Annotated in this window: 17 protein-coding genes and 1 pseudogene; 9 read left to right on the top strand and 9 right to left on the bottom strand. The window is 57.5% G+C overall.

Annotated elements, in window-relative coordinates:
- Positions 1-100 precede the first annotated feature (100 nt).
- The 4 genes and pseudogenes from ACVWZF_RS04595 to ACVWZF_RS04580 form a co-directional block, all read left to right on the top strand.
- Positions 101-253: pseudogene (locus tag ACVWZF_RS04595) on the top strand (NAD(P)/FAD-dependent oxidoreductase); the annotation flags it as partial.
- Positions 254-642: 389 nt separating this feature from the next.
- Positions 643-942: a hypothetical protein gene (locus ACVWZF_RS04590; protein ID WP_457395005.1), complete on the top strand. Its 300-nt coding sequence runs from the start codon at positions 643-645 to the stop codon at positions 940-942.
- Between the two features lie 165 nt (positions 943-1,107).
- The gene (locus tag ACVWZF_RS04585) at positions 1,108-1,443 is read left to right on the top strand and encodes a hypothetical protein (RefSeq protein ID WP_457395002.1); all 336 of its coding nucleotides are present in this window, start codon (positions 1,108-1,110) and stop codon (positions 1,441-1,443) included.
- Entirely contained in the window at positions 1,421-1,762 is a 342-nt protein-coding gene (locus ACVWZF_RS04580; protein WP_414331053.1) for a hypothetical protein, read from the top strand. The genes ACVWZF_RS04585 and ACVWZF_RS04580 overlap by 23 nt, the downstream gene beginning before the upstream one ends.
- A gap of 35 nt (positions 1,763-1,797) precedes the next feature.
- Here ACVWZF_RS04580 and ACVWZF_RS04575 read toward each other — a convergent pair whose 3' ends face one another.
- Both ACVWZF_RS04575 and ACVWZF_RS04570 read right to left on the bottom strand, forming a co-directional pair.
- Positions 1,798-3,402, bottom strand: coding sequence for a serine/threonine-protein kinase (locus tag ACVWZF_RS04575; protein ID WP_457394998.1), 1,605 nt, complete (start codon positions 3,400-3,402; stop codon positions 1,798-1,800).
- A gap of 63 nt (positions 3,403-3,465) precedes the next feature.
- Positions 3,466-4,707, bottom strand: a complete 1,242-nt coding sequence (locus ACVWZF_RS04570) for an HhoA/HhoB/HtrA family serine endopeptidase (protein ID WP_457394995.1) — start codon at positions 4,705-4,707, stop codon at positions 3,466-3,468.
- A gap of 210 nt (positions 4,708-4,917) precedes the next feature.
- Between ACVWZF_RS04570 and ACVWZF_RS04565 the strand changes: the two genes are divergently transcribed.
- The 3 genes from ACVWZF_RS04565 to glgP all read left to right on the top strand — a co-directional run bounded on the left by ACVWZF_RS04565 (position 4,918) and on the right by glgP (position 9,544).
- Positions 4,918-5,433 (top strand): nucleoside deaminase, encoded by a 516-nt coding sequence (locus ACVWZF_RS04565; protein WP_011432282.1) that lies wholly within the window; start codon positions 4,918-4,920, stop codon positions 5,431-5,433.
- 273 nt (positions 5,434-5,706) lie between these two features.
- Positions 5,707-6,891 carry a SpoIID/LytB domain-containing protein gene (locus ACVWZF_RS04560; RefSeq protein WP_071818140.1) on the top strand — a complete coding sequence of 395 codons (1,185 nt, stop codon included), beginning with the start codon at positions 5,707-5,709 and terminating at the stop codon, positions 6,889-6,891.
- Between the two features lie 451 nt (positions 6,892-7,342).
- Entirely contained in the window at positions 7,343-9,544 is a 2,202-nt protein-coding gene (gene glgP, locus ACVWZF_RS04555) for an alpha-glucan family phosphorylase (protein WP_457393624.1), read from the top strand.
- Positions 9,545-9,647: 103 nt separating this feature from the next.
- On the opposite strand, the gene ftsH is transcribed toward glgP, so the two are convergent.
- Together ftsH and ACVWZF_RS04545 are read right to left on the bottom strand one after the other, a co-directional pair.
- Positions 9,648-11,564 carry an ATP-dependent zinc metalloprotease FtsH gene (gene ftsH / locus ACVWZF_RS04550; RefSeq protein ID WP_457410966.1) on the bottom strand — a complete coding sequence of 639 codons (1,917 nt, stop codon included), beginning with the start codon at positions 11,562-11,564 and terminating at the stop codon, positions 9,648-9,650.
- A 141-nt stretch (positions 11,565-11,705) separates the two neighbouring features.
- The gene (locus ACVWZF_RS04545) at positions 11,706-12,923 is read right to left on the bottom strand and encodes an RNA-guided endonuclease InsQ/TnpB family protein (protein WP_457410964.1); all 1,218 of its coding nucleotides are present in this window, start codon (positions 12,921-12,923) and stop codon (positions 11,706-11,708) included.
- Positions 12,924-13,138: 215 nt separating this feature from the next.
- Between ACVWZF_RS04545 and ACVWZF_RS04540 the strand changes: the two genes are divergently transcribed.
- Positions 13,139-13,612 (top strand): globin family protein, encoded by a 474-nt coding sequence (locus ACVWZF_RS04540; protein ID WP_414407847.1) that lies wholly within the window; start codon positions 13,139-13,141, stop codon positions 13,610-13,612.
- On the opposite strand, the gene ACVWZF_RS04535 is transcribed toward ACVWZF_RS04540, so the two are convergent.
- From ACVWZF_RS04535 to ACVWZF_RS04520, 4 genes are all read right to left on the bottom strand, one after another.
- On the bottom strand, positions 13,609-13,869 hold the full coding sequence (locus ACVWZF_RS04535) for a ferredoxin-thioredoxin reductase variable chain (RefSeq protein ID WP_414349997.1): 261 nt from the start codon (positions 13,867-13,869) through the stop codon (positions 13,609-13,611). The genes ACVWZF_RS04540 and ACVWZF_RS04535 overlap by 4 nt on opposite strands.
- 341 nt (positions 13,870-14,210) lie before the next feature.
- The gene (locus ACVWZF_RS04530; protein ID WP_457410961.1) at positions 14,211-15,620 is read right to left on the bottom strand and encodes a cytochrome c biogenesis protein; all 1,410 of its coding nucleotides are present in this window, start codon (positions 15,618-15,620) and stop codon (positions 14,211-14,213) included.
- A gap of 111 nt (positions 15,621-15,731) precedes the next feature.
- The gene (locus ACVWZF_RS04525) at positions 15,732-16,481 is read right to left on the bottom strand and encodes a cytochrome c biogenesis protein CcdA (RefSeq protein ID WP_457410959.1); all 750 of its coding nucleotides are present in this window, start codon (positions 16,479-16,481) and stop codon (positions 15,732-15,734) included.
- A gap of 68 nt (positions 16,482-16,549) precedes the next feature.
- On the bottom strand, positions 16,550-17,440 hold the full coding sequence (locus ACVWZF_RS04520) for a prephenate/arogenate dehydrogenase (protein ID WP_457410957.1): 891 nt from the start codon (positions 17,438-17,440) through the stop codon (positions 16,550-16,552).
- Positions 17,441-17,949: 509 nt separating this feature from the next.
- Between ACVWZF_RS04520 and ACVWZF_RS04515 the strand changes: the two genes are divergently transcribed.
- Positions 17,950-18,348, top strand: coding sequence for a hypothetical protein (locus ACVWZF_RS04515; RefSeq protein ID WP_011432270.1), 399 nt, complete (start codon positions 17,950-17,952; stop codon positions 18,346-18,348).
- Here the strand turns inward: ACVWZF_RS04515 and ACVWZF_RS04510 are convergent.
- The gene (locus tag ACVWZF_RS04510) at positions 18,345-20,264 is read right to left on the bottom strand and encodes an ABC1 kinase family protein (RefSeq protein WP_011432269.1); all 1,920 of its coding nucleotides are present in this window, start codon (positions 20,262-20,264) and stop codon (positions 18,345-18,347) included. The two genes, ACVWZF_RS04515 and ACVWZF_RS04510, sit on opposite strands and share 4 nt — an antisense overlap.
- Positions 20,265-20,291: the final 27 nt, after the last annotated feature.

Here is a 20,291-nt window from a genome sequence, read left to right as displayed (position 1 = left end):
CTTCTGCCATTTGTTTTCATCTAAAAAAACCAACTTCATCCTCTTTCCTCTATAAATTATTCTCTCTATCCTAACATAAGATCAACACGACCTAGCTCCCTCCTTCCCCCTGGACCCAACGCGGGAGCGCTACTCCATGTACCTAGCCAAGGTGCATCTATTACCCTGGCTCTATTGGAACCGCATGCTCAAGGGCAAAAAGTTTGAGGCGGACATCTTCAAGCCCATCAACAAGTTGGTGCATCGCTACTAAGGCTCTTGGATCCCTCGCCCCTGACCCCTCTCCTCTGGGAGAGGGGAGTTTTTTTAGAGGCAGGCTTTTAGCCTTTTCAGCATCGGCAGCGCCGTGCGCAGGCCGCCTGAGTATTCGCGGAACAGCCCACCGGCAGGTGATTTTTGGCCCTTCCAAGCCGGCTGTAAGCTCCCCAACCCCAGCCACTCACCCTTTTTCGCAAGCAGAACCAAGTCTGACTGCCTCTAGATTGTCCTGGGAATTACTGAGGAAGATCGCGGACAAAGCTACAAAATATTTCTTAGTATCAATGTTTTTTGAGATGTAAGGCTTTGCCGCATAACTTTCCCCTAGTCTCCGTAAAGACCGGATAGGCTAAGTGTGAAAGTCTCATCTAAGGATGTTATCATATGTCCGACGAAGAAGAGCTAGGGTATCTCATCAAGAGGCGAAATGAAATTATAGAGCAGCAGAGAAATATCCAAGCCATTATTCAGGCTCCAAGGAATTGGCGAAAACGGGATATTTTGCGTCAAGCAAAAGAGTGGGGCTGGGAAATTGTTCAGCGACGTGCCAGACATAGCACGCAGGCTGTTCGGGGTGATTTAAGAATTCCTATTCCCGGACACGGCGGCGGAGATACTTTGAAAGTAGGATTAGCTCACAAAGTCTTATCCGAACTAGCAGAGCCTGTACTCAGAGAGCTGTAGCTTCAAGAGCAAGAGTACAGCGACCTACTTATTAGCTTTCCAGCGAATAGAGGTGTTAGCTTTAGGGTTGAGGCGGATTTACTAACTAAGCAGATTGAGTTTCTGGAAGAGCAGAACCAAAAACTTGAATTTAAAATAGTCGAGACTGAGGAAGCAGCTCTTAGTTTGCTCACCGAGAAAGAACTTGAGAATCAGCGGCTAGCCAACAGAATGAGAGAGCTTGTGGAAGAGCAGCTTCAAGCGCAAGAAGTTCTCGGTCATGCTATCGTAGCTCTGAAGCAGCTCAAGCATCTCTTCGACCAGCTTCAGAATGCGGTAAACCAAATTCCCATCCTATGGGTTAAGAGCTTATTGCAAAGTTACCTGAACAACATCAAGTCTGTTTTTGAAACCAACTTGCTCTCTGCCGGTTCTAGAAAGTTGCTTCAGGAGAAAGAACAGGAGTCTTATCAAGGGAAGTTGCCTCAGGAGAACAACCATGGGTCTCATCGAGAGTCTTGAAACGGCAATCGCGACCTCGCGGCGCAACTATGCTGAGCTTGTTAGCTTGACAGACCAACTCATCACCGAGCAACAGCAGCAAGGTCAACGAAATTGGCTGCGGCTGAATGCCAAGCCCTGGACCGTAGCGACTCTTAAAAAAACCTTTGCTTCCTTTGCAGCAGCTCGAGCTTACTTTGGCAAATGTTATGGCTTAAAGGCAAGAGGGTGGAAAACTTTAGCAGAGCAGGTCAATACCGTTGAGACGGCATTGATTCACTTGGGTCTAGCTATTCGCGAAAACCCACAAGAAAAGAGCATCTCCCCTTTCAAGAATTGATGGCTACCCATTTTAGTCATTTCAAGCCAGGTTTTTTAGAAACAGGCTTTTAGCTTTTTCAGCACCACTCGATCCAGCGTCAGCAGCGCCGAGCGCAAGCCACCCGAGTAGCCCCAAAAAAAGCCGACAGGCAGATGTCCTGGCGGTGCATCCAGGCTGGTTTTGAGCTCGCCGTACCCCAGCCAGCGACCTTGGATCCGCCAACCCACGGCTTCCCCCATACACTCTTCGCGGGGCAAGGCGGAGAAGGATCGCGATCTGCCTATTGAGGTTCCTCCGGGGTCGCATCCTTGCCACAGTTGCTTTTGAACGCTAAAGCCAAAGCGCCCATGGCTGGCCCGCACCCACAGTTGGTCAATCAGCCGCAGCATGGGGCAGGGGAAGGCCTGAACATCCTTGGGATCAAAAAAGCCCACTTGCGAGCGCCCAGCAAGCTTCAGCATCAGGGCTGTCGTCCAGCGATCCGCCTCCCCCCACTGCCCCGCTCGCAGCCGATCCCACAGACCTTGCAAGGCAGGGGCTGCTTCCCCCACCCACTCTGGCCAAGAGAGAGTTCCGGGCAGGGATCCCCCCTTCCCTCTCTCCTCTGGACAGACCTCAGGAAAAATCAGGGATCCGGATCCCTCTTCTCTTCCAGCTTTTTTGGCAGTGGCAGGGGTGGGAGGTGCCACCAGTTGCTCTAGCTCTTCCGCCGAGTGCCGGGACAGGAGCTGTTCCAGCTCGTCTTGGGGTTCTGGAGGCTGGGCCAAGATCTGCTCCAGCTCCCTCAGCTCTTGGGTGCGGATGGCTGGCTCAAAAGCAACCGGCTTCCTCCCTTGTTGAGAGGCTTCTGCCGGTAACAGTGCCAGCCACTCGGCCATGGTTTGCGGGCGCTCTTCTGGGTGGAGAGCCATCCCTTTGAGAATGGCAGCCTCCACAACCTCGGGAATGTTGGGGTTAAGGCTGCGAGGGGTATCCAACTGGCGGCCTGTGGCCCGCACTGGCGCACACATAGGCACCATCCCCGTCAGCGCCGTGTAGAGGGTTGCTGCCAAGGCGTAGACATCGGTGAAGGCGCCGCGGCGGCGCAAGCTGTCGTATTGCTCTAGAGGAGCATAGCCATCGGTGCCGTAGGAGGTGTGGCGTTGGATCAGACCTTGGGTGTAGCCGCGAGCTAGGCCAAAGTCGATCAAAACTGCCTGCCCGGATCCCTCCCGCACCATGATGTTGGATGGCTTCACATCCCGATGCAGGATCCCCTGTTCGTGCAAGGCCATCAGGGCGGATCCCACCTCCCGCGTCAGGCGCAGGGCTTCCGGCAGGGGCAACGGCCCTTTTTGCCGCAGAAGCTGGTGCAGAGTCTGGCCGCGGATGTACTCCATCACAATACACCAGCGCTCCTGCTCCCAGATCACCTCTTCCACCTTCACCACATGGGGGTGGCGGCAGCGGGCCAGTTGCAGCGCCTCGTTCATGAAGTTCTGCTGGAAGTGGGGATAGTCGGGATCCTCACGAAGGCTGTCGTTCAAAACTTTGATAACCACCTGGTCGGCACGAACGCTATCCCAGGCCCGGTAGGTAATGCCGAAGCCCCCCTCCCCCAAAACGGCCTCGATGCGGTAGCGTCCCCCTTGCAATTGTTCACCAACTGCCCAAGCCATACCTGACCCCCGCCTCTAGGGCCATTGTGTCACGGGGATCAAATTGACGGCACATAAAACTGCTTAGAAGTCTACGGGCAGCACTCCAGTTTTCACCTGGAAGGTGCGCGCTTGTCCATCGCGGATGACCCGCAGCGTCAGCGTATTGCCCACCCCAGCGGCTTCCACCAACTGCTGCACCTGTTCGGCATCGCGGATGGCCTGCCCATTGATTTCAGTGATCACATCCCCCTCCCGCAAGCCAATCTCCTCAGCCGGGGATCCCGAAATCACCTGCCCGATCAAGACCCCTTCTTCCACTGTCAGCGTGGTGGGACGAGCGGGGTCGCGGTTGAGGCGGGCCACAATGTCGGGGTTGAGGGTGATCATGCGAATGCCCAAGAAAGCGTGCTCTACCCGACCATTCCGGATCAATTGCTCGGCAATTTCCATGGCGCGGTTGATGGGGATGGAAAAGCCGACGCTCTGAGCTCGCTGGAAGATGGCCGTATTCACCCCAATCACACGCCCTTCCGCATCCAGCAGTGGGCCACCCGAGTTGCCGGGGTTAATGGCCGCATCCGTTTGCAGGAAAGTCACCCGCTTGTTGACAGCCCCAATTTGCCCGGAGGAGCGCCCGACGGCGCTGATGATCCCAGCAGTTACGGTATTGTCCAGGCCCAGCGGGTTGCCAATGGCGATGGCCCAATCCCCCGGTCGCACCAAGTCAGAGTTGCCCAAAGTAACCGTGGGCAGATTCTCCCCCTCAATCTTGATCACCGCGATATCGGTAACCGGGTCTGAGCCCTTCACCTCCCCTTCAAAGGTGCGCCCATCCAGCAGGTGAACCCTGACCCGCTCGCTGCCTTCCACCACATGGGCGTTGGTGAGGATCAGGCCACTGGCGTCGATGATAAAGCCCGATCCGGTGCCCTCCTGCTGAAACTCCTGCGGCAACTGCGGTATCTGATTTCCAAAGAAGCGGCGAAACAGGGGCTGGTTGAACAGTTCTGGGTTGACCCCCCTCGACACAGTGCGGGTGGCATCGATGCGCACCACCGCTGGGCCGACCTTTTGGGCGACTGCAGCAATAAAATTGGAAGGCCGGACAGCATCGGCGGGAGGAGCAGAATTCGCAGCCTCAGGGCGGGGCTCAGACCAGGGCAAAAGGGATCCCACTCCCTCACTGGCCCGTCGCGTCCAAGTGATCAGGGGAGTTTGCTGTAACCACTCCTGCCCCGCTCGAGACGATAGCCAGACCCCACCTGCGACGCCTCCACCAAACAGAGCCATCGCCAAAAGTGTATGCCGTAGAATCCGCGCCATGCTCCCTCCCAAAGCTAAGCCGTATCGCCAAGACTCAAAAGGCGTGAACCCGCTCCCCCGACTTACGCCATCAAGACCCAGTTCACTCCTGGTCTATTCTATCTATTCCTACTCTTTACTTTTGGATGTTCGGGGTATGTGTGCTTACCCTAGCAAATCTTGCGGACAGAGGCAGTGCTCGAAACGCCCAAAATGATCGGGGATCCGAGTATGCTCCATTCCTCCGAGCCGCAAGGGTGGGATCTGTGGCAGCGCCACCGCGCCTGGATGCAGTTGGCCTTGCGAGAAGCTGAGCAAGCGGGAGAAGCCGGAGAGGTTCCGGTGGCCGCTCTGGTGGTGGGGCCAGGGGAAAAGTTGCTGGCTTTGAGCAGCAACCGGCGGGAACGGGATCGGGATCCCACGGCCCATGCGGAGATTCTGGCCCTACGGCAGGCAGGGCAGCGCTTGGGCGATTGGCAGCTGCAGGGCTGTCGGCTGTATGTGACCCTGGAGCCCTGCCCCATGTGTGCGGGGGCAATCAGCCAATCGCGGCTGGCCCAGGTAATCTACGGCGCCGATGATCCCAAGGCCGGAGCACTGCGCAGCGTGCTCAATTTGCCAGCTTCTGCCGCCAGCTTCCATTGCCCGGAGGTCATCGGCGGAGTCTGCGAGGCCGAGTGTCGCCGCCTATTGCAGCAGTGGTTTTGCCGCCGGCGCGGGATCCCCTCTGAGCCGGCTGAATCCTGACCGAGGGACTGGGGGCGGAAAATTCTGGGTTGAAGTCGTGCATCTGCAGGATGTTTTTGATACTGTCATAACGGGTTCGGCTGGCCCTTGCCCGGGATCCCGCACCAGCCTCAAAAAAGGCTTTCCGAGTGCGGGATCTCTTGAGCCCAACGGTGGCCGCTTGGGTTGTTGAGGGTGCGTCGGCCCTATGCCTGGATTCTCAAAACCCGACTTGTCTGGGATCCCTCGCTGGCTATGCCCAGCGGCGGGTAGTCTTTCACAGAGGATTGGTGTGTGACTATTGCCCTCTCCTTTTCTCCTCTCCCATCAGCTTGGCTTAGGAGTATTGCCCTTCTGGTTTGGGCTTGGCTGTGCTTGACCTTTCCGGTGCAGGCACGGGTGCTGCTGCGGGTAGGTATTGCCGTCAACAAGCCCCAGGTCACCGTCGGCAGCTCTACCGGAGCCCGCCTATTGAATGCCCAGGGACAGCCGCTGGCAGAGGTTCAGGCCATGCAACCGCTGCAGGCCAGCCGTTCGGGTTCAGCAGTCAGTTTGGCCGGCCAACAGGGAGAACGTCTTTACCTACAGCCCACCACCTCCGATGGGTTAGTGTTTATCGACCAGAATTGGTACCGTGGCTTGGTGGAGCTGATCCCTGGCGAGCGTGGGGTGATTGCCATCAACCAAGTTGGCTTGGAGGACTACGTTTCCAGCGTGGTGGGCAGCGAGATGGGACACCGTTTTCCCATGGAGGCTCTTAAAGCCCAAGCCGTGGCCTCCCGCACCTATGCCCTCTACCACCGCAGTCGCCGTTCCCAGCAGCCTTTTGACTTAGGAAACGGGATTGATTGGCAGGTTTACAAGGGAGTGGCTGCCGAATCCAGCCGTACCCAAGCGGCTGCCCGTGAGACCGCCGGGCAGGTTCTCATCTACCAGGGGCAGTTGATCAATGCGGTTTTCCACTCCTCTGCGGGGGGACATACAGATGATGCAGGCAACGTCTGGTTAGAATCGCGGCCCTACTTACAGGGGGTGCCGGATTTCGATCAGCACTCACCGGTGTTTAGCTGGACGGCCACCGTTCCTGCCCAACAGATTCAGCAATTGGCTGCCGGGATCGGTGCCATTCGTTCTGTGGAGGTACTGCGCAGCTCCCCGTGGGGACGGGCAATCACGGTGCGCTTGACGGGATCCCAAGGGATCAGAGATCTCAATGCCGGCGATTTTCGTCGGGCTCTTGGGTTGCGCAGCACAAAGATTGCCATTAGCCCGCGCGGGGAGGCCGCCACTACGGCCAGCCTGGCTCCTGTGGCAGGGACATTCCCAGCTTTCTTTGAGATTCATGGGCGGGGCTACGGGCACGGGGTGGGCATGAGCCAGTGGGGAGCTGCCGCCCTGGCCAGCCAAAACTACTCTTACCAACAGATCCTCAGCCACTACTACCGCAACACCAGTCTGGCAGTGGTGGAAGGACGTTAAGGCTCAACTTCAAGGAGAAGCCAACAAAATCATCGATTGGTAGCAAAAGTAGCTGCAGTTTTTAAGAGCTTATGAGAAGCAGCATTTTAATTGAACCGGAGGGGTTCCCCAAGGGTTCGTTGGGGTTCTGTAGATTTTGTTAACTTTGAGTTAACTCTAACGTTGCACCATCTCTTACGATAGACGGGCAGCTTCTAGACGGGCAGCTTCTGCCGGAATCGAAAGCTGGCCTGCCTGCGACCCCTGTTTTTGAAGGCTCCGCGCTGCTGTGGCAAGATCGGGAGAAGCCCTGGAAAATTTGGGTTACGTCCCCTGAAGATTTTGTAGAGATCTTGAATTCCCCCCTCAGAATCCTCAGGATCGGCTCAATAATAATTGAGATACGTTTACCAGCATCGACATCTACCTCTTCTTTTTCGAGCCCATAACTTTAACCCCAGGTATCTGTCCTATGTCCATTGCCACCTTAGCTCCTGCTTTTCCCGAACGTTGTCCGGTGCTGCCGGAAGCGCTCACGCCCCTGTGCGAGATCGCCCGCAACTATTGGTGGACCTGGAACCCCGATCACCTCACCATTTTCCGGGAAATGGATCCCGCCCTGTGGGAAAAAACCTCCCACAACCCGGTGCGCATGCTGGAGGAGGTTTCCTACTTGCGGTTGGCAGCCTTGGCCACCGATGTGAACTACCTCAACACGTTGAACCGGATGGTGCAGTCCTATCGGCAGTACATGACGGCTGAGGATACCTGGGCCAAGCGCACCATGAAAACCTACGACTGGCAGCGTCCTATTGCCTATTTCTGTGCCGAATACGGCTTGCACGAGTCTTTGCCCACCTACTCTGGCGGGCTGGGTATGTTGGCTGCCGATCACCTCAAGTCGGCTTCAGATTTGGGGGTGCCCCTGGTGGCCGTCGGATTGCTCTACCGTCAGGGCTATTTCCAGCAGCGCCTGGACAACAATGGCTGGCAGGGAGAGCTTTATGAAGACTCTGAGTTTGAGTCTCTGCCGTTGACTTTGGTGCGTCAGCCGGATGGCAGCCCTCTGTTGGTGGAAGTGGCGATGCGGCAGCGGTTGGTGAAGGCGCGTGCCTGGCGAGCAGACGTGGGCCGGGTACCTCTTTTTCTGCTGGACACCGACCTGCCGGAGAACGACCCCATCGATCGCTGGATTACCGCCCACCTCTACGGGGGCAGCACCGATACTCGCATTGCCCAAGAGTGCATTCTAGGCATCGGTGGGGTGCGCCTGCTGCGCCAGTTGGGTTTGGATCCCATGGTCTATCACATGAATGAAGGGCACGCTGCTTTCCTAACGCTGGAGTTGCTGCGGGAGGAAGTGGCGCGGGGCACCCCCTTCGAGACGGCGGAGGCCAAGGTGCGGGAAAAATGCGTGTTTACCACCCATACACCAGTGCCGGCTGGCCACGATGCCTTTAGCCCCAATGAAATGGATGCCTTTTTTGCCTCTTTCTGGCCACAACTGGGCCTGACGCGGGAACAATTTTTGGCCTTGGGAGCTCGGCGCACCGGGGATCCCTGGGAGCGCTTTAACATGACGGTGCTGGCTTTGCGGTACGCGCGGGCAGCCAATGGCGTAAGCAAGCTCCACGGACGGGTTTCTCGCGAAATGTGGCATGTGCTCTACCCTGAGCGATCGGTGGATGAGGTGCCCATCAGCTCCATTACCAATGGGGTTCACGCCCGTACCTGGGTTTCCCCCCTCTTCTGGAATCTCTACGACCAGTACTTGGGCCCCGATTGGCCGGAGCGGGTGTCAGACCCGGAACTGTGGGCCAAGGTGGAAGAGATCCCAGATGAAGAACTGTGGCGGCGCAAAGAAGCTCTGCGGGAGCGGCTGGTGTCTTTCACCCGTCACCGGGTGTTGCGGGCCCGGCGCAATCGCGGCGAAAGCAATGAGCGCATCCAAGCGGTCAACCAGTTGCTGGATCCCAAGGTCTTGACGATTGGGTTTGCCCGTCGCTTCAGCACCTACAAGCGAGGAGATTTGATCCTGCGAAATCTGGAGCGAATTACCCGCATCTTCACCAACAAAGAGTACCCTGTGCAAATTATCTTCGCCGGCAAGGCCCATCCGCGGGATGAAGGGGGCAAGCGCCTGATCCAGCGGGTGGTGGAATGGTCGAACCGGCCTGAGGTGGCCAACCGGGTCGCCTTCATCGAAAACTACGATGCCTATGTCGGTCGCAATTTGGTGCAGGGGGTCGATGTGTGGCTGAACAACCCGCGACGCCCTCTGGAAGCCTCTGGCACCTCAGGGCAAAAGGTGGGCTTCAGTGGGGGATTGAATTTGTCGGTGCTGGATGGCTGGTGGCCGGAGGGTTACAACGGTCGCAATGGCTGGGCTATTGGCCAAGAAATCGAAGGTCTGGATCCCGCTGCCCAAGACGACTTGGACGCCAACTCCCTCTACGACTTGTTGGAGTATGAAGTAATCCCCATGTTCTACGACCGGGATGAGAAAGGGATCCCACGTCGTTGGATTGCCCGCATGAAGGAGGCGATCCGCACGCTCAACCCCGTTTTCAACACCGACCGCATGGTAGCGGAGTACGTGCTGAAAATCTACGAGCCTCAGCCCCTGGAAGCAGAGGCGAGCCGGACTTTGTTGGGTTCGGCTGTTGCCGGCTAGGGTGGACTCCCCCTCTCCCAGCGCAAATCATACAAAACATTGGGATCCCTCTCTCCTCAAGAGGAAAAGCAGGGATCCCAAGTTTGAGCTTGGGGACAAGAGACTAGGCGCCAGCGTTGACGGCCATAGGCAGAGTCAGCGGCTCTGGCTCCTCTTCGGGGGGCAACATCACCACCTCAGAGTTGTCGATGATGGCCTGCAGCTCTTCCCCATCGATGGTTTCGGCCTCCACCAAACGACGGGCGATCCGATCCAAGAGGGCGCGGTTTTCTCGAATCAAGTAGGTAGCCCGTTGGTAGGCCTCGTTCACCAGCCGCCGCACCTCTTCGTCGATGAGGGCTGCTGTTTCCTCCGAGAAATCCCGTTCTGCGGCGATCTCCCGGCCCAGGAAAATGTTGGCGTATTGGCGGCCCAGGGCCACATTGCCCAGTCGGTCGCTCATGCCAAAGCGGGTCACCATGTTGCGGGCGATGCGGGCCACCTGCTGCAGGTCACTGGCTGCCCCTGTGGTGATCTCCGACTCTCCATAGACCACTTCTTCGGCCACGCGCCCACCCAAGGCAACAGTCATCATGTTCTTCAGATGGGCACGGGTGGTTAGTCCCATGTCGTCATCGCTGGGCATGAACCAGGTGAGGCCACCTGCTTGTCCCCGGGGGATGATCGTCACTTTTTGGATGGGATCGTAGTTGGGCAAGAGGGATCCCACCAGGGCATGGCCCGCCTCGTGGTAGGCCACCAATTCCTTGCGCCGCTCGCTCATCAGCCGATCCTTCTTCTCTGGGCCGGCCAACACCCGATCCACCGCGTCGTTGATCTCGTCCATGGAGATCTCGGTGAGGTTGCGGCGGGCTGCCAGAATGGCTGCTTCGTTCAGGAGGTTGGCCAAATCGGCACCGGTAAACCCAGGGGTACGGCGGGCCAATTTCTCCAGATCCACATCGGCAGACAGGGTTTTGCCGCGGGCATGCACCTTGAGGATTTCTAGCCGGCCCTGAAAATCGGGGCGATCCACCGTAACTTGGCGGTCGAAGCGACCGGGCCGCAGCAGCGCCGCATCCAGCACATCCGGTCGGTTGGTGGCCGCAATGACGATGATACCGGAGTTGCCCTCAAAACCGTCCATCTCGGTGAGCAACTGGTTCAGGGTCTGCTCCCGTTCGTCGTTGCCACCTCCCAAGCCAGCTCCCCGCTGGCGACCGACTGCATCAATTTCATCGATGAAGACGATGCAGGGAGCATTTTGCTTGGCCTGCTCGAACAGATCCCGCACGCGAGAAGCGCCGACCCCAACAAACATCTCCACAAACTCGGAGCCGGAAATGGAGAAAAAGGGCACACCTGCTTCTCCGGCTACGGCGCGGGCCAACAGGGTCTTACCGGTGCCGGGCGGGCCCACCAGCAGCACCCCGCGGGGAATCTTGGCTCCCAAAGCGGTGAAGCGCTCTGAGTTTTTCAGGAAATCCACCACTTCTGCCAGCTCCAGCTTGGCCTGATCGATGCCGGCCACATCGTTGAAGGTAATTTGGGTTTTCGGCTCCATTTGCACCCGTGCCCTGGATTTGCCGAAGTTGAGAGCTTGGCTGCCTGGGCCATTTTGAGCCCGCCGCAGCAGGAAAAAGAGCCCCAGCAAGAGCAAAACTGGCAGGAAGAAGGTGCTGAGAATGCGCCCGAGTAGCCCCTCCTCTTGGACAGGACGCACGGCCAGCTCCACCCCGTTGGCAACCAGGGTGTTCTCAAACTCGGGGGTAAGGGGGGGCAGATTCACCTGCACTTGGGTGGCGCGGTTGTTGATTTCTGCCTCGGCGATGGCAACCTGGCGACCATCCGGGGCCGTCTCCACCAAAACTTTGCTGACCTCGCCCCGTTCGACGCGGCTGATCAGGTCGGAGTAGCTGATCTCCAAACGCTCAGGCGGGCGGGTACCCAAGAAGGTGGTGGCTAAAGAGATCAAGACGATGGCCAGTAGCGCATATAACCCCGCGCTTCTCCATTTCTTGTTTTTACCTTTCTGACTCACGGAAGTGTTTCCTCCCAAAGGGTGTTTTTGAATCGAACTCGCAGATGGCGACTTGTGGGTAACAATCTGGGGTCGAGTGGGTTCTTGCAGCAACAGACTGTTAATTAATATTAACCTGAGTAAACTACCCGGCTCCGACCGCTAAGCGGTACGGAGCGGGCTTTCAGTAGCCCTGAGCCTGCTCTGCTCTACCAGAGAACAAAACAGGCCCGAACCTCTAGGCCGGTTTACGGCAGCCCCCAAGAGCGCAATTACGTTTGCACCATTCAAATCCGCATCCCCTTCCCATCCACAGTGCCCACACTTAAACTTCTTTCCACTGCGGTAGGATTGCGCAGGATCGGGATGGATGTGTAAACACTTGTGACAGGTCTGCGACGTGTAAGCAGGCGGCACAAGAACCAGAGAAACCCCTGCAACTCTCGCCTTGTATTCCAGAAACTGGCGTAGCTGGTAGAACGCCCAACTGTTGGTTCTGCGCCGTTCGGCCTTGTTGCGCGGCTGTTGATTGACTCTTTCACGGATCCCTGTCAGGTCTTCCAGGGCAATAGCGCTGTTTGTGGTCTTTGCCCTAGAGACAATAGCTTTGGAGATGCGATGATTGACCCACGCCTGAAAGCGCCTCTCCTTGCCAGACAGCCGTTGCAGCAGTTGACGGCATCTGCGCCGCGAACTGCGTGTGCCCTTACTGGCTTTGCGTTGGAGTACCGCCCTCAGCTTGGAGTAGTGGTCTCGGACTCTGTTCAACTGCTGTCCATTCCAGTTATCTCCTTCCGATGTATGGGCAATATCTGTCCTTCCCAAGTCCACCCCGATCACCTTGTCGGTATCTTGTTGCTTGGGTGGCTTTTTCTCTACGCAAATCTGGATGTAGTAGGAGCCATCTTTGCGCTTGACCAGGGTGGCAGATTTGGGGTTGGAACCAGCCAGCATCCCACGCTGGTAGTTGCCAATGGCCAGTTCAAAGCGTTCTCTCCCTTCCACCGTGGTGAGCGACACCGTCCAGTCTTTTTGACGGAACGAAAAGATACGGGCGTCGTAGGTAACAAAGCCGCTCTTAAACTCCTTGACGGGACGCTTTTTCTGCTTAGCCACTTTGCGGGAACCCGCTACCCGTCTGCACACCTGTTGGTCGCGTAAGCGGGACGTAGTCCTTGCCAAGTTACTGGACAAGCCAAACCGGGCTCGAATCTCGTAGTAGCAAAGGGATTGCAGCTTGACCGCGTTGACGATCTTCTCCGGCGTGTTCTGGTTGACCCAATTCAAGGCTTGGCCAAAAGCCTCCAAAGTCGCGTCCAATTTGGCGGCTTGCGACTGGGCTACCTTGAGCTTGCAGGAGACGGTCAGGACTTGGGTCATGGTTCTATCATAACTTCCGCATTCCTCCCGGCACTGACCCTACGGGTACAGTGCGGGGCTCCTGCGATTTCTAGCTGAGAGGGTTGCCGGGGATCCCTGCAATTCCCCTCTTCTGGCCAGGAGTTTGGGGATAGGATTGAGGGACCAAGGCTGTGCCGTCAGCCAGGATAGGTGGTGTTTTTTCCATTCTCATTCCAGCTTGCCCAGGGATCCCTATGCTGACTCAACTGCGCGAACTGAGCATCGCTGCCGACGGACGGTATCTCAGGGATGAAGAGCTGCAGTTCATGGAGACCTACCTAGCCTCCTTTGACCTACGCCTGAGCGCCTATCGCAAGATTCAGGCGGCGGAGGCCCAGATCATCCGGGATGTGGAGATGAAAATGCGCGCGCTGGATCCCTACTTGCTCATGCGAGGGGTGGAAGACTTTAGCAACAAGTGGAAAGCTGACACCGTTCGGGTTCTGCGCCTTTCGGCTTTGGCCATGCTCCTGGACGATGAGCAACGCTACAAAGATCGATTTCTCTACTGGTTCCAGACCTTAATGCGGGCCTTCCGCACCCAACGCAGTTGCGAGGCCACCTATCGCTTCCTACAAGAAGTGATAGCCAATTACCTCACCCCCGAGGAAGCCAAGTTGATCAGGCCAATTCTGGAAACCAACCGCACGCTGTTGGGCCTCAACTAGGCAGCCGTCTCAGCAGACTCTCCAGAACCAGCCGACTCCACCACCTCTAGCTCATCAGCTTGGAGATGCGCACGGAACTTGTTGTCAAACTGCACCTGAAAGGGAAAGTTGGCGCTGATCGGGCGGCCATTCCAATCTCGAAGCACGGCCTTCAGTTCCCCTTCCATACCTTTGAGGTCAAAAGGTTGATTGCGATGTTCCGGGTGGTGATAGACAATCACGCTGGTACGCACCCGCACCCGATCTCCAACTTTCATGTCTTGCCCTCCTGAAAAGGCAGCATACTGCAGGAACCGACTGGAAACACTCTAACTCAATCTCTAAGCAAGCTTTCCGGATGTGGAGAAGTGTGTGGAAACTGAAACAGTAGTTTGCATTTTTCTCAAGTTCCCTCTCACTTTGGATGACCCGAGAACATTCCCTCAAACTCAAGCCATGAGCCCGACCCAAGGGATCCCCCTGACTGGCCACTGGATCCCTGCATTGTATACATCCTTCCAGAGAACTTTAGGGTGTGGCAAGGAAAATCAAATGAGGGCTTTCAACCTCATGGGATCCCTATTGGGCAGGAGGCTGGTTTCGCCGGAAAAAGCTGCGTCTAGCCAATCTCAGCTTCCACCGGGATCTGGGAAAGAGAGAAGGCGACCTTTTGTTGCTCCACCAAGCGGTCGAATTCTCGCTCGAAGGTGACCAAGGCCCGGTTGGTTTTGCCCCCCAAGTAGAGCCCCGTCTCCGTTTGCAAAGCCCAGATTTGGCTGTAGCTGAAGTAGCTCATCACCACCCCCACCATCAACAGGCCAAATCCGAGATACACCGCAGGGATCCCTGGATCCGATTTAATTTGCAGTCCGGTAGCGCCGATCACCTCATCCAGATACAGAGTGAGGGGGTTGGGGAAGCGTTGGGGAGCGACCTCGTCGAGGGCCAAGCTCATGCCTTGGCGCAGGGATCCCATCCATTGCCCTTCAGTGTCGTAGAGCAGGGCTGTCCCCTGCAAATCCGGCAGCAGCAGCGTGAGTCCCTGGCTCATGTCCGGCTGGGTGGGCACAAAAGCGCCCCAGAGTTTGTTGCCTGCCTCGGTACGCACCGGCACCACCGGGATTTGAAAAGTGGGGCTGTTGTTGATGCGGATGCGGATGCTGTCGATGCTCCAATCGGCTTGGTAAAGGGTCACACCCCGGTAGGAGAGAGGATGGTTGACGGAAATGGTCTGACGTTTAACCTCCTGACCCTGATCCAAAATCGAGAGGTCGGAATAAAACTGCTTGACCCGGCCATCGGCAGCGTAGTCAATCCAGAAGCGATTGGCCCGAATTTGCCAGGTAGGCAAGTGAGCGCGAGCCAGATCTCCCGCTCCGGTCAAGTGTTGAATGGAAGCCACGCTGCCGCTGGGAATGAGTTCTTGGGCCTTGAAGCCGCCAATGCTGCCCCAAATGGCCCCCAGCAAGATCAGCAGCATACTGACATGCACCAAGATGGGGCCGATCCTGCCGATTAACCCCTTGCGGGCGTAGAGGTAATGGCCCTCCTGAAACACCAGATAGCCCTGTCGACGCAACTGCTGCGGCAGCCCTTGTAAGGATTGTTGGGGCAGATAAGTCCAAAAGGGCAGGCGCTGAAAAGACTGCGGGCGGGTGAGATAGCTCCAACGGCGAGCCACCTTGAGCATTGGCCACTGGCGCGTAAAGGAACAGGCGATAAGGCTGCTGCCGAACAGGATTAAAATAGCCAGAAACCAAGGGGTGCGGTAGACGTGATCCAATCCCAAGTTCAGGATCACCCGCCAGGTGAGAAAGCCAAACAGGGCCGGATGCTCCGGATAGTGGGCTTGATAAAAAGCCGCTGTTTCCTCTTGCTCAATTACCGTGCCGGTGGCGCTCAAAACCGCAATCGCCAACAAAAGGCCAATGGCCAGGCGCAGATCCGCCAGCAGCGGCAGCAGCTCATGACGAAAGTACCGCCGCAGCGAGGAAACCCAGCGGGCAAGCGGGAGAGAGTATATGACCATGAGAAGTTTGTCAGCTTAAGATTCAGACCGCTGCTCTTGCCAGGCAAGGTGCAGTCCCCAACAGGGTGCTGTAGGTGTAGCCCCATCTTAGCCTGCAGCAGCAGGGATCCCTTAGACCCAGGCCGACAGGATCGTTACGCTGCCGAACCCCACCAACACCACCCCACTGGCGTAGGTGAGCCAGCCCGACCAGCGCCGCAGGGCCAACAGTTGCTTCACCGCTCCGGTAAACACCCCCGCCAGGAGCAGAGGAAAGGCCAATCCCAGCCCGTAAGCCAGCAGCAGCCCGCCTCCTACCCAGGGTTGCCCTGTGGTGGAAACCCAGGCCAGCAAAGCCACCAAAACCGGCGTACTGCAGGGAGAGGCCACCAGGCCAAAGGTTAACCCCAGCAACACTGCCCGACCCAGCCTGGGCCATTCTCGGGGAATCTCGAGGCGGTTAAACCCATCGGGAAAACGCAGGGGGATCACCTCTAACAAGTTCAGCCCCATCAAGATGGCAATTCCCCCCGCCACAGTGGGCCCAAAGGATCCCGTTTGTCCGTAAACGCGACCCAGCAAAGCTGCCGACAAACCCAGCAGGGTCAGGGTAAAAGCCACGCCAGCCGCAAAACCCAGGGATTGAGCCCAAACTTGCCGCCGCCCTTCCCCAGCCGTTTCCTCAGAAGCGGGGGTGTAGCCGCCGATGTAGCCGATGGTCACCGGCAGCATAGACAACGTGCAGGGGGAAAGACTGGTGAGCAAGCCCGCCAGACCCACCACCAACAGACTGACGGGAGAAAGGTGCTGCAGTTGAAACTGAACCAGCTCAGTTGCCCATTGTTCTAGGTGGTAAAGCCAGAGCTGAGCCGCATTCAACATAAGCTCAATCTGTCAACATAAGCCCAAGGTAGCATGAAGGATCCCCGAGCCCGTTCAAGATATCTTTGCTATCCATTCCCACCGCCCAGGTTGTGGAGAATTTCGCGAGGATGGTTGACGGGGAACTGCTGCCATTCCTGTTGAGCTCGTTGCAGCACCAGGAGCAATTCGTCCCACCTTTCGCCAGCGATCAACTGCTCTATCTGTCGTAACTGGGCTTGGTAGCTGTGCAGGGCAGTCAGCAGCGCCTGTCGGTTGTGGCGGGCCATTTCCAAACCCAATTGCGGGATCCCTCCGCCAACACGGCTGGTATCGCGGAATCCGCTGCTGGCCAAAGTGCGGGCCAATTCCAGAATCGCGGGATCCCCTTCTTGGCTAACCGCTGCGATCAAACTGGCGCTGACCATAACTGGCAAATGGCTGATCCAGGCCACCGCTCGGTCATGGCGTGCGGGATCCGTGAGGACAGCTTCTGCGCCAACAGCAGCAATCAGTTCTTTCACCGCATCGAGAGCCTGAGGTTGGGTCTCGGCGGTGGGAGTGAGCACGTAGGGCCGCCCCCGAAACAAGTCAGCTTCTGCCGCTTGGATCCCTTGCAGGCTTTTGCCGGCCATGGGGTGCCCCCCCACAAACAAGGGCCACAATTCGGTTGCCGGAGCAACGATGGGCTGCTTAACCGAGCCGACATCGCTCACCACGGTCTCTGCCGACAAATAAGGCACCAGGGCGGCTAGGGTGGCCAACACCTGCTCCAGAGGGGTACAGATCAGCACCCTTTGAGGGTCAAAGCGGGCCAACTGGGCCAACTCTGTTCCACAGCCTTGAACAGCGCCCCTTTCCAGAGCCTGTTTGCAGGTGGCCGGGTTGCGACTTATCCCCCAGACGGAATATCCCTTTTCGGTCAGTTTGAGGGCCAGGGATCCGCCAATCAACCCCAACCCGACAATGGCAATGCGCATAGTATCTCAGTAAGCCAGTGAAACTCCTTTTTGGACACCACCAACAACCGCTTCCAGGTGTAGTAGGAGGCTGCTCCCGTAGCTCAGCGATACTCGCCACCGGCGGGCAAGCCTAGTTCCTTCCGAAGCTCCCGCCGCAGCAGCTAAATTCTCGGCCAGGGACTGTCCACTTGTCCATTTTTAAGTCAATATAGGGGTAACATCCGGGCTTGCTTGCCCTGCGGATTCGTGGTAGCCAAACTGGCCTCCGACAGGAAAAACAAGGGCAGGCCTTGGATGTATTGGCAGGAGCTCGGCCCGCTGTGGACTGCTGTTGCGCCGAAGGGATCCCAGCCTTTCGTGCCGGCTCAGCGCAGTTCTTCTTCGCTTACTCAAGAGCAGGTGTCCCTCTTCTCAGCGATTCTCCAGAACTGTACCCATCGAGCCACTTTCACAGCGGGCTCGGCTTTTGGCCTGCGAGTTCCCGCTTTAACCCCCGTTGGGGAGCACTCTGTCGTTTAGGAGATTCTATGCCTAGTGAACCCAAAACCCGCAAGAGCCGTGAAAGCACTAACCCGCGCCCGCGCGACCGTCGTCGTGAATCGGCCAAAGGGAGCAAAGGGTCAGTCTCAGCCACCCATCTCTCCTTGCCGAAGTTAATTCAAGAGAATGCGGTGCTCCAATCTCGCAGCCAGTTGTTGTTGATGTACAGTGACTTCCAAACCGAAATGCCCAACGATGGCAAAACCGGTGTGGGCACCTGGCTACAGTCTCGACTCAAGGAGCACGGCATGCCCAGCCTGCTGCGTTTTGGCCCCCGCTCCCGCCCCCAGGTTTTCCGCCGCGATGAATTTTCCGAGTGGATTACGCTGGCTCTGGCCTCTGTTAACCCCAACAGCGATACTGCCCCCCAAGAGCACCTGAGCTAGGCCGGAAGGGGAAGTTGAGCGGTAGAAGCAGAGGTTGCTGGCCCAGGGATCCCGCCACGCCCGTTGAGGGAAGAGGGTGAACTGGGCTTTTCTGTATCCGGCAATAGCAGGTCGCGGATGAGGCGAGCTGCCGAGCGTTGCAACCAGCGGGAGGCCAATTGACGGCCCAGTTGTTGAGCTTCCGGTTTGGCAGCCACCTTGGCAACAATCGGCAGAAGCTGCAGCGGCTGAAAGCTCGGGTTGCTGCTGAGGAGTTCCCACAGACGCTGCAAATGAGCCAAGCCATCTGAGCCACCCTGGGATCCGGAGCTGGAAAAGAGCACATCCACTAGGCGCTCCCGCAGGAAAGCGCCCCGCTCAGAAAAGATAAAATCAACGGCCTTTTCCAGGGATCCCTGCAGGTCAAAATCCTCGCTGTTGACGGCGTTGCGCAGCAGGTTCTCCAGGCGGTTCCAGCGAAATTGCCCCTGGTTAAACAGCAGCTCCCGCAGAGATACGCGCAGCTCCGGGGCCGGGTCGGTGAGCAGGCGCTGAGCCACGTAGGGATAGGCCACGCTCAACACCTTAAAGTTGGGATCCAGGCCGATGGCGATCCCTTCCAGGGTGAGCAAAGAGCGGATGATCAAGGCGTAGTAGGCGGGAACTCGAAAGGGAAAGTCGTACATCACCCCCGAGAGCCGATCGGTGATGCTCTTGAAATTCAGTTCGGAGACCGATTTGCCCATCGCTTCGGCGAAGACAGCTTCCAGAGCAGGGATGATGGGAGTCAGGTCGGTATCTGGATCCAGGAACTCCAAGTCCACGTAGTCTTGGGCCAGCCCGGCAAAGTCTCGGTTTACCAAATGCACAATCGCCTTGATCAGGCCGTAGCGCTGATGGGGCGCGATGGTGCTCATCATGCCGAAATCGATATAGGCCAGCCGCCCGTCGTACATGGCCAAGAGGTTGCCCGGGTGGGGATCGGCGTGGAAAAAGCCATTTTCCAAAAGCTGCTTGAGGGAGCAATTGACACCGATCTCGATCAAGTGCCGTCCATCCAGCCCCGCAGCAGCGATTTTGTCAACCTGAGTCAGCTTGATGCCATCAATCCACTCCATCGTCAGCACCTTGGTGCGGGTGTACTCCCAGTAAATTTTGGGAGCGTAGATGGAGGGGTGACGGTACAGCGCCAGGAACCGCTCGGCATTGCGGCCCTCCTGCGTGTAGTCCATTTCTTCGTAGAGGCGCCCGGCAAACTCATCGACGATGCCCACCAGGTCGCTGCGGATGCGGCGGAAAGTGCGTTTGGCCCAGGCGGCCAGGCTGCGGACAATATACATGTCGAGAGAGATGCGCCCAATCAAGTCGGGCCGCTGCACCTTGACGGCGACTTTCTCCCCGCTGTGCAAGTAGGCCTGGTACACTTGCCCCAAGCTGGCGGCGGCAATCGGTTCAGGGCTGATCTCTCGAAAGATTTTGTCTATGGGTTTGCCGATCTCCGACTCGATGAGGGCAAAAGCAATGGCATTCTCGAAGGGGGGCAGCTCATCCTGCAGTTTGGCCAGCTCCTCCAGAAACAGGGGCGAAACCAGATCGGGACGGGTGGAGAGGGCTTGGCCGATTTTGATGGCTGTCGGCCCCAATTCCGTGAGGATCTCCCGTAGCCGGGCCGCATGTTTCGGGCGATTCTTCAGTTCTACTCCCCGCCAGCGATCCCAAAACACCCAGGCCAACAAGCCCAAAAAGGGGGTGATCAACTGAAACAGGCGCCGCACCACCAGATCCCAGCGCCCTCGATATTGCTTGGCCAACTGCTCTGGGTCGTAACGCAAGCTTGGCTCAGGAACCACCCCCAGATCTGCCGGAGGGATGGAGACAGCCCCAGAACCCAAGCCATCCTGCCTCGCTGCTATTGTCACTACCGGTGTTGCGCCCATAGATGCCCCAACGGATTCCGTAACACA

Source organism: Thermostichus sp. OS-CIW-30, from assembly GCF_054060215.1.
Note: the sequence above shows the minus strand (reverse complement) of the source record. Positions and strands in the feature narration are given on the sequence as shown.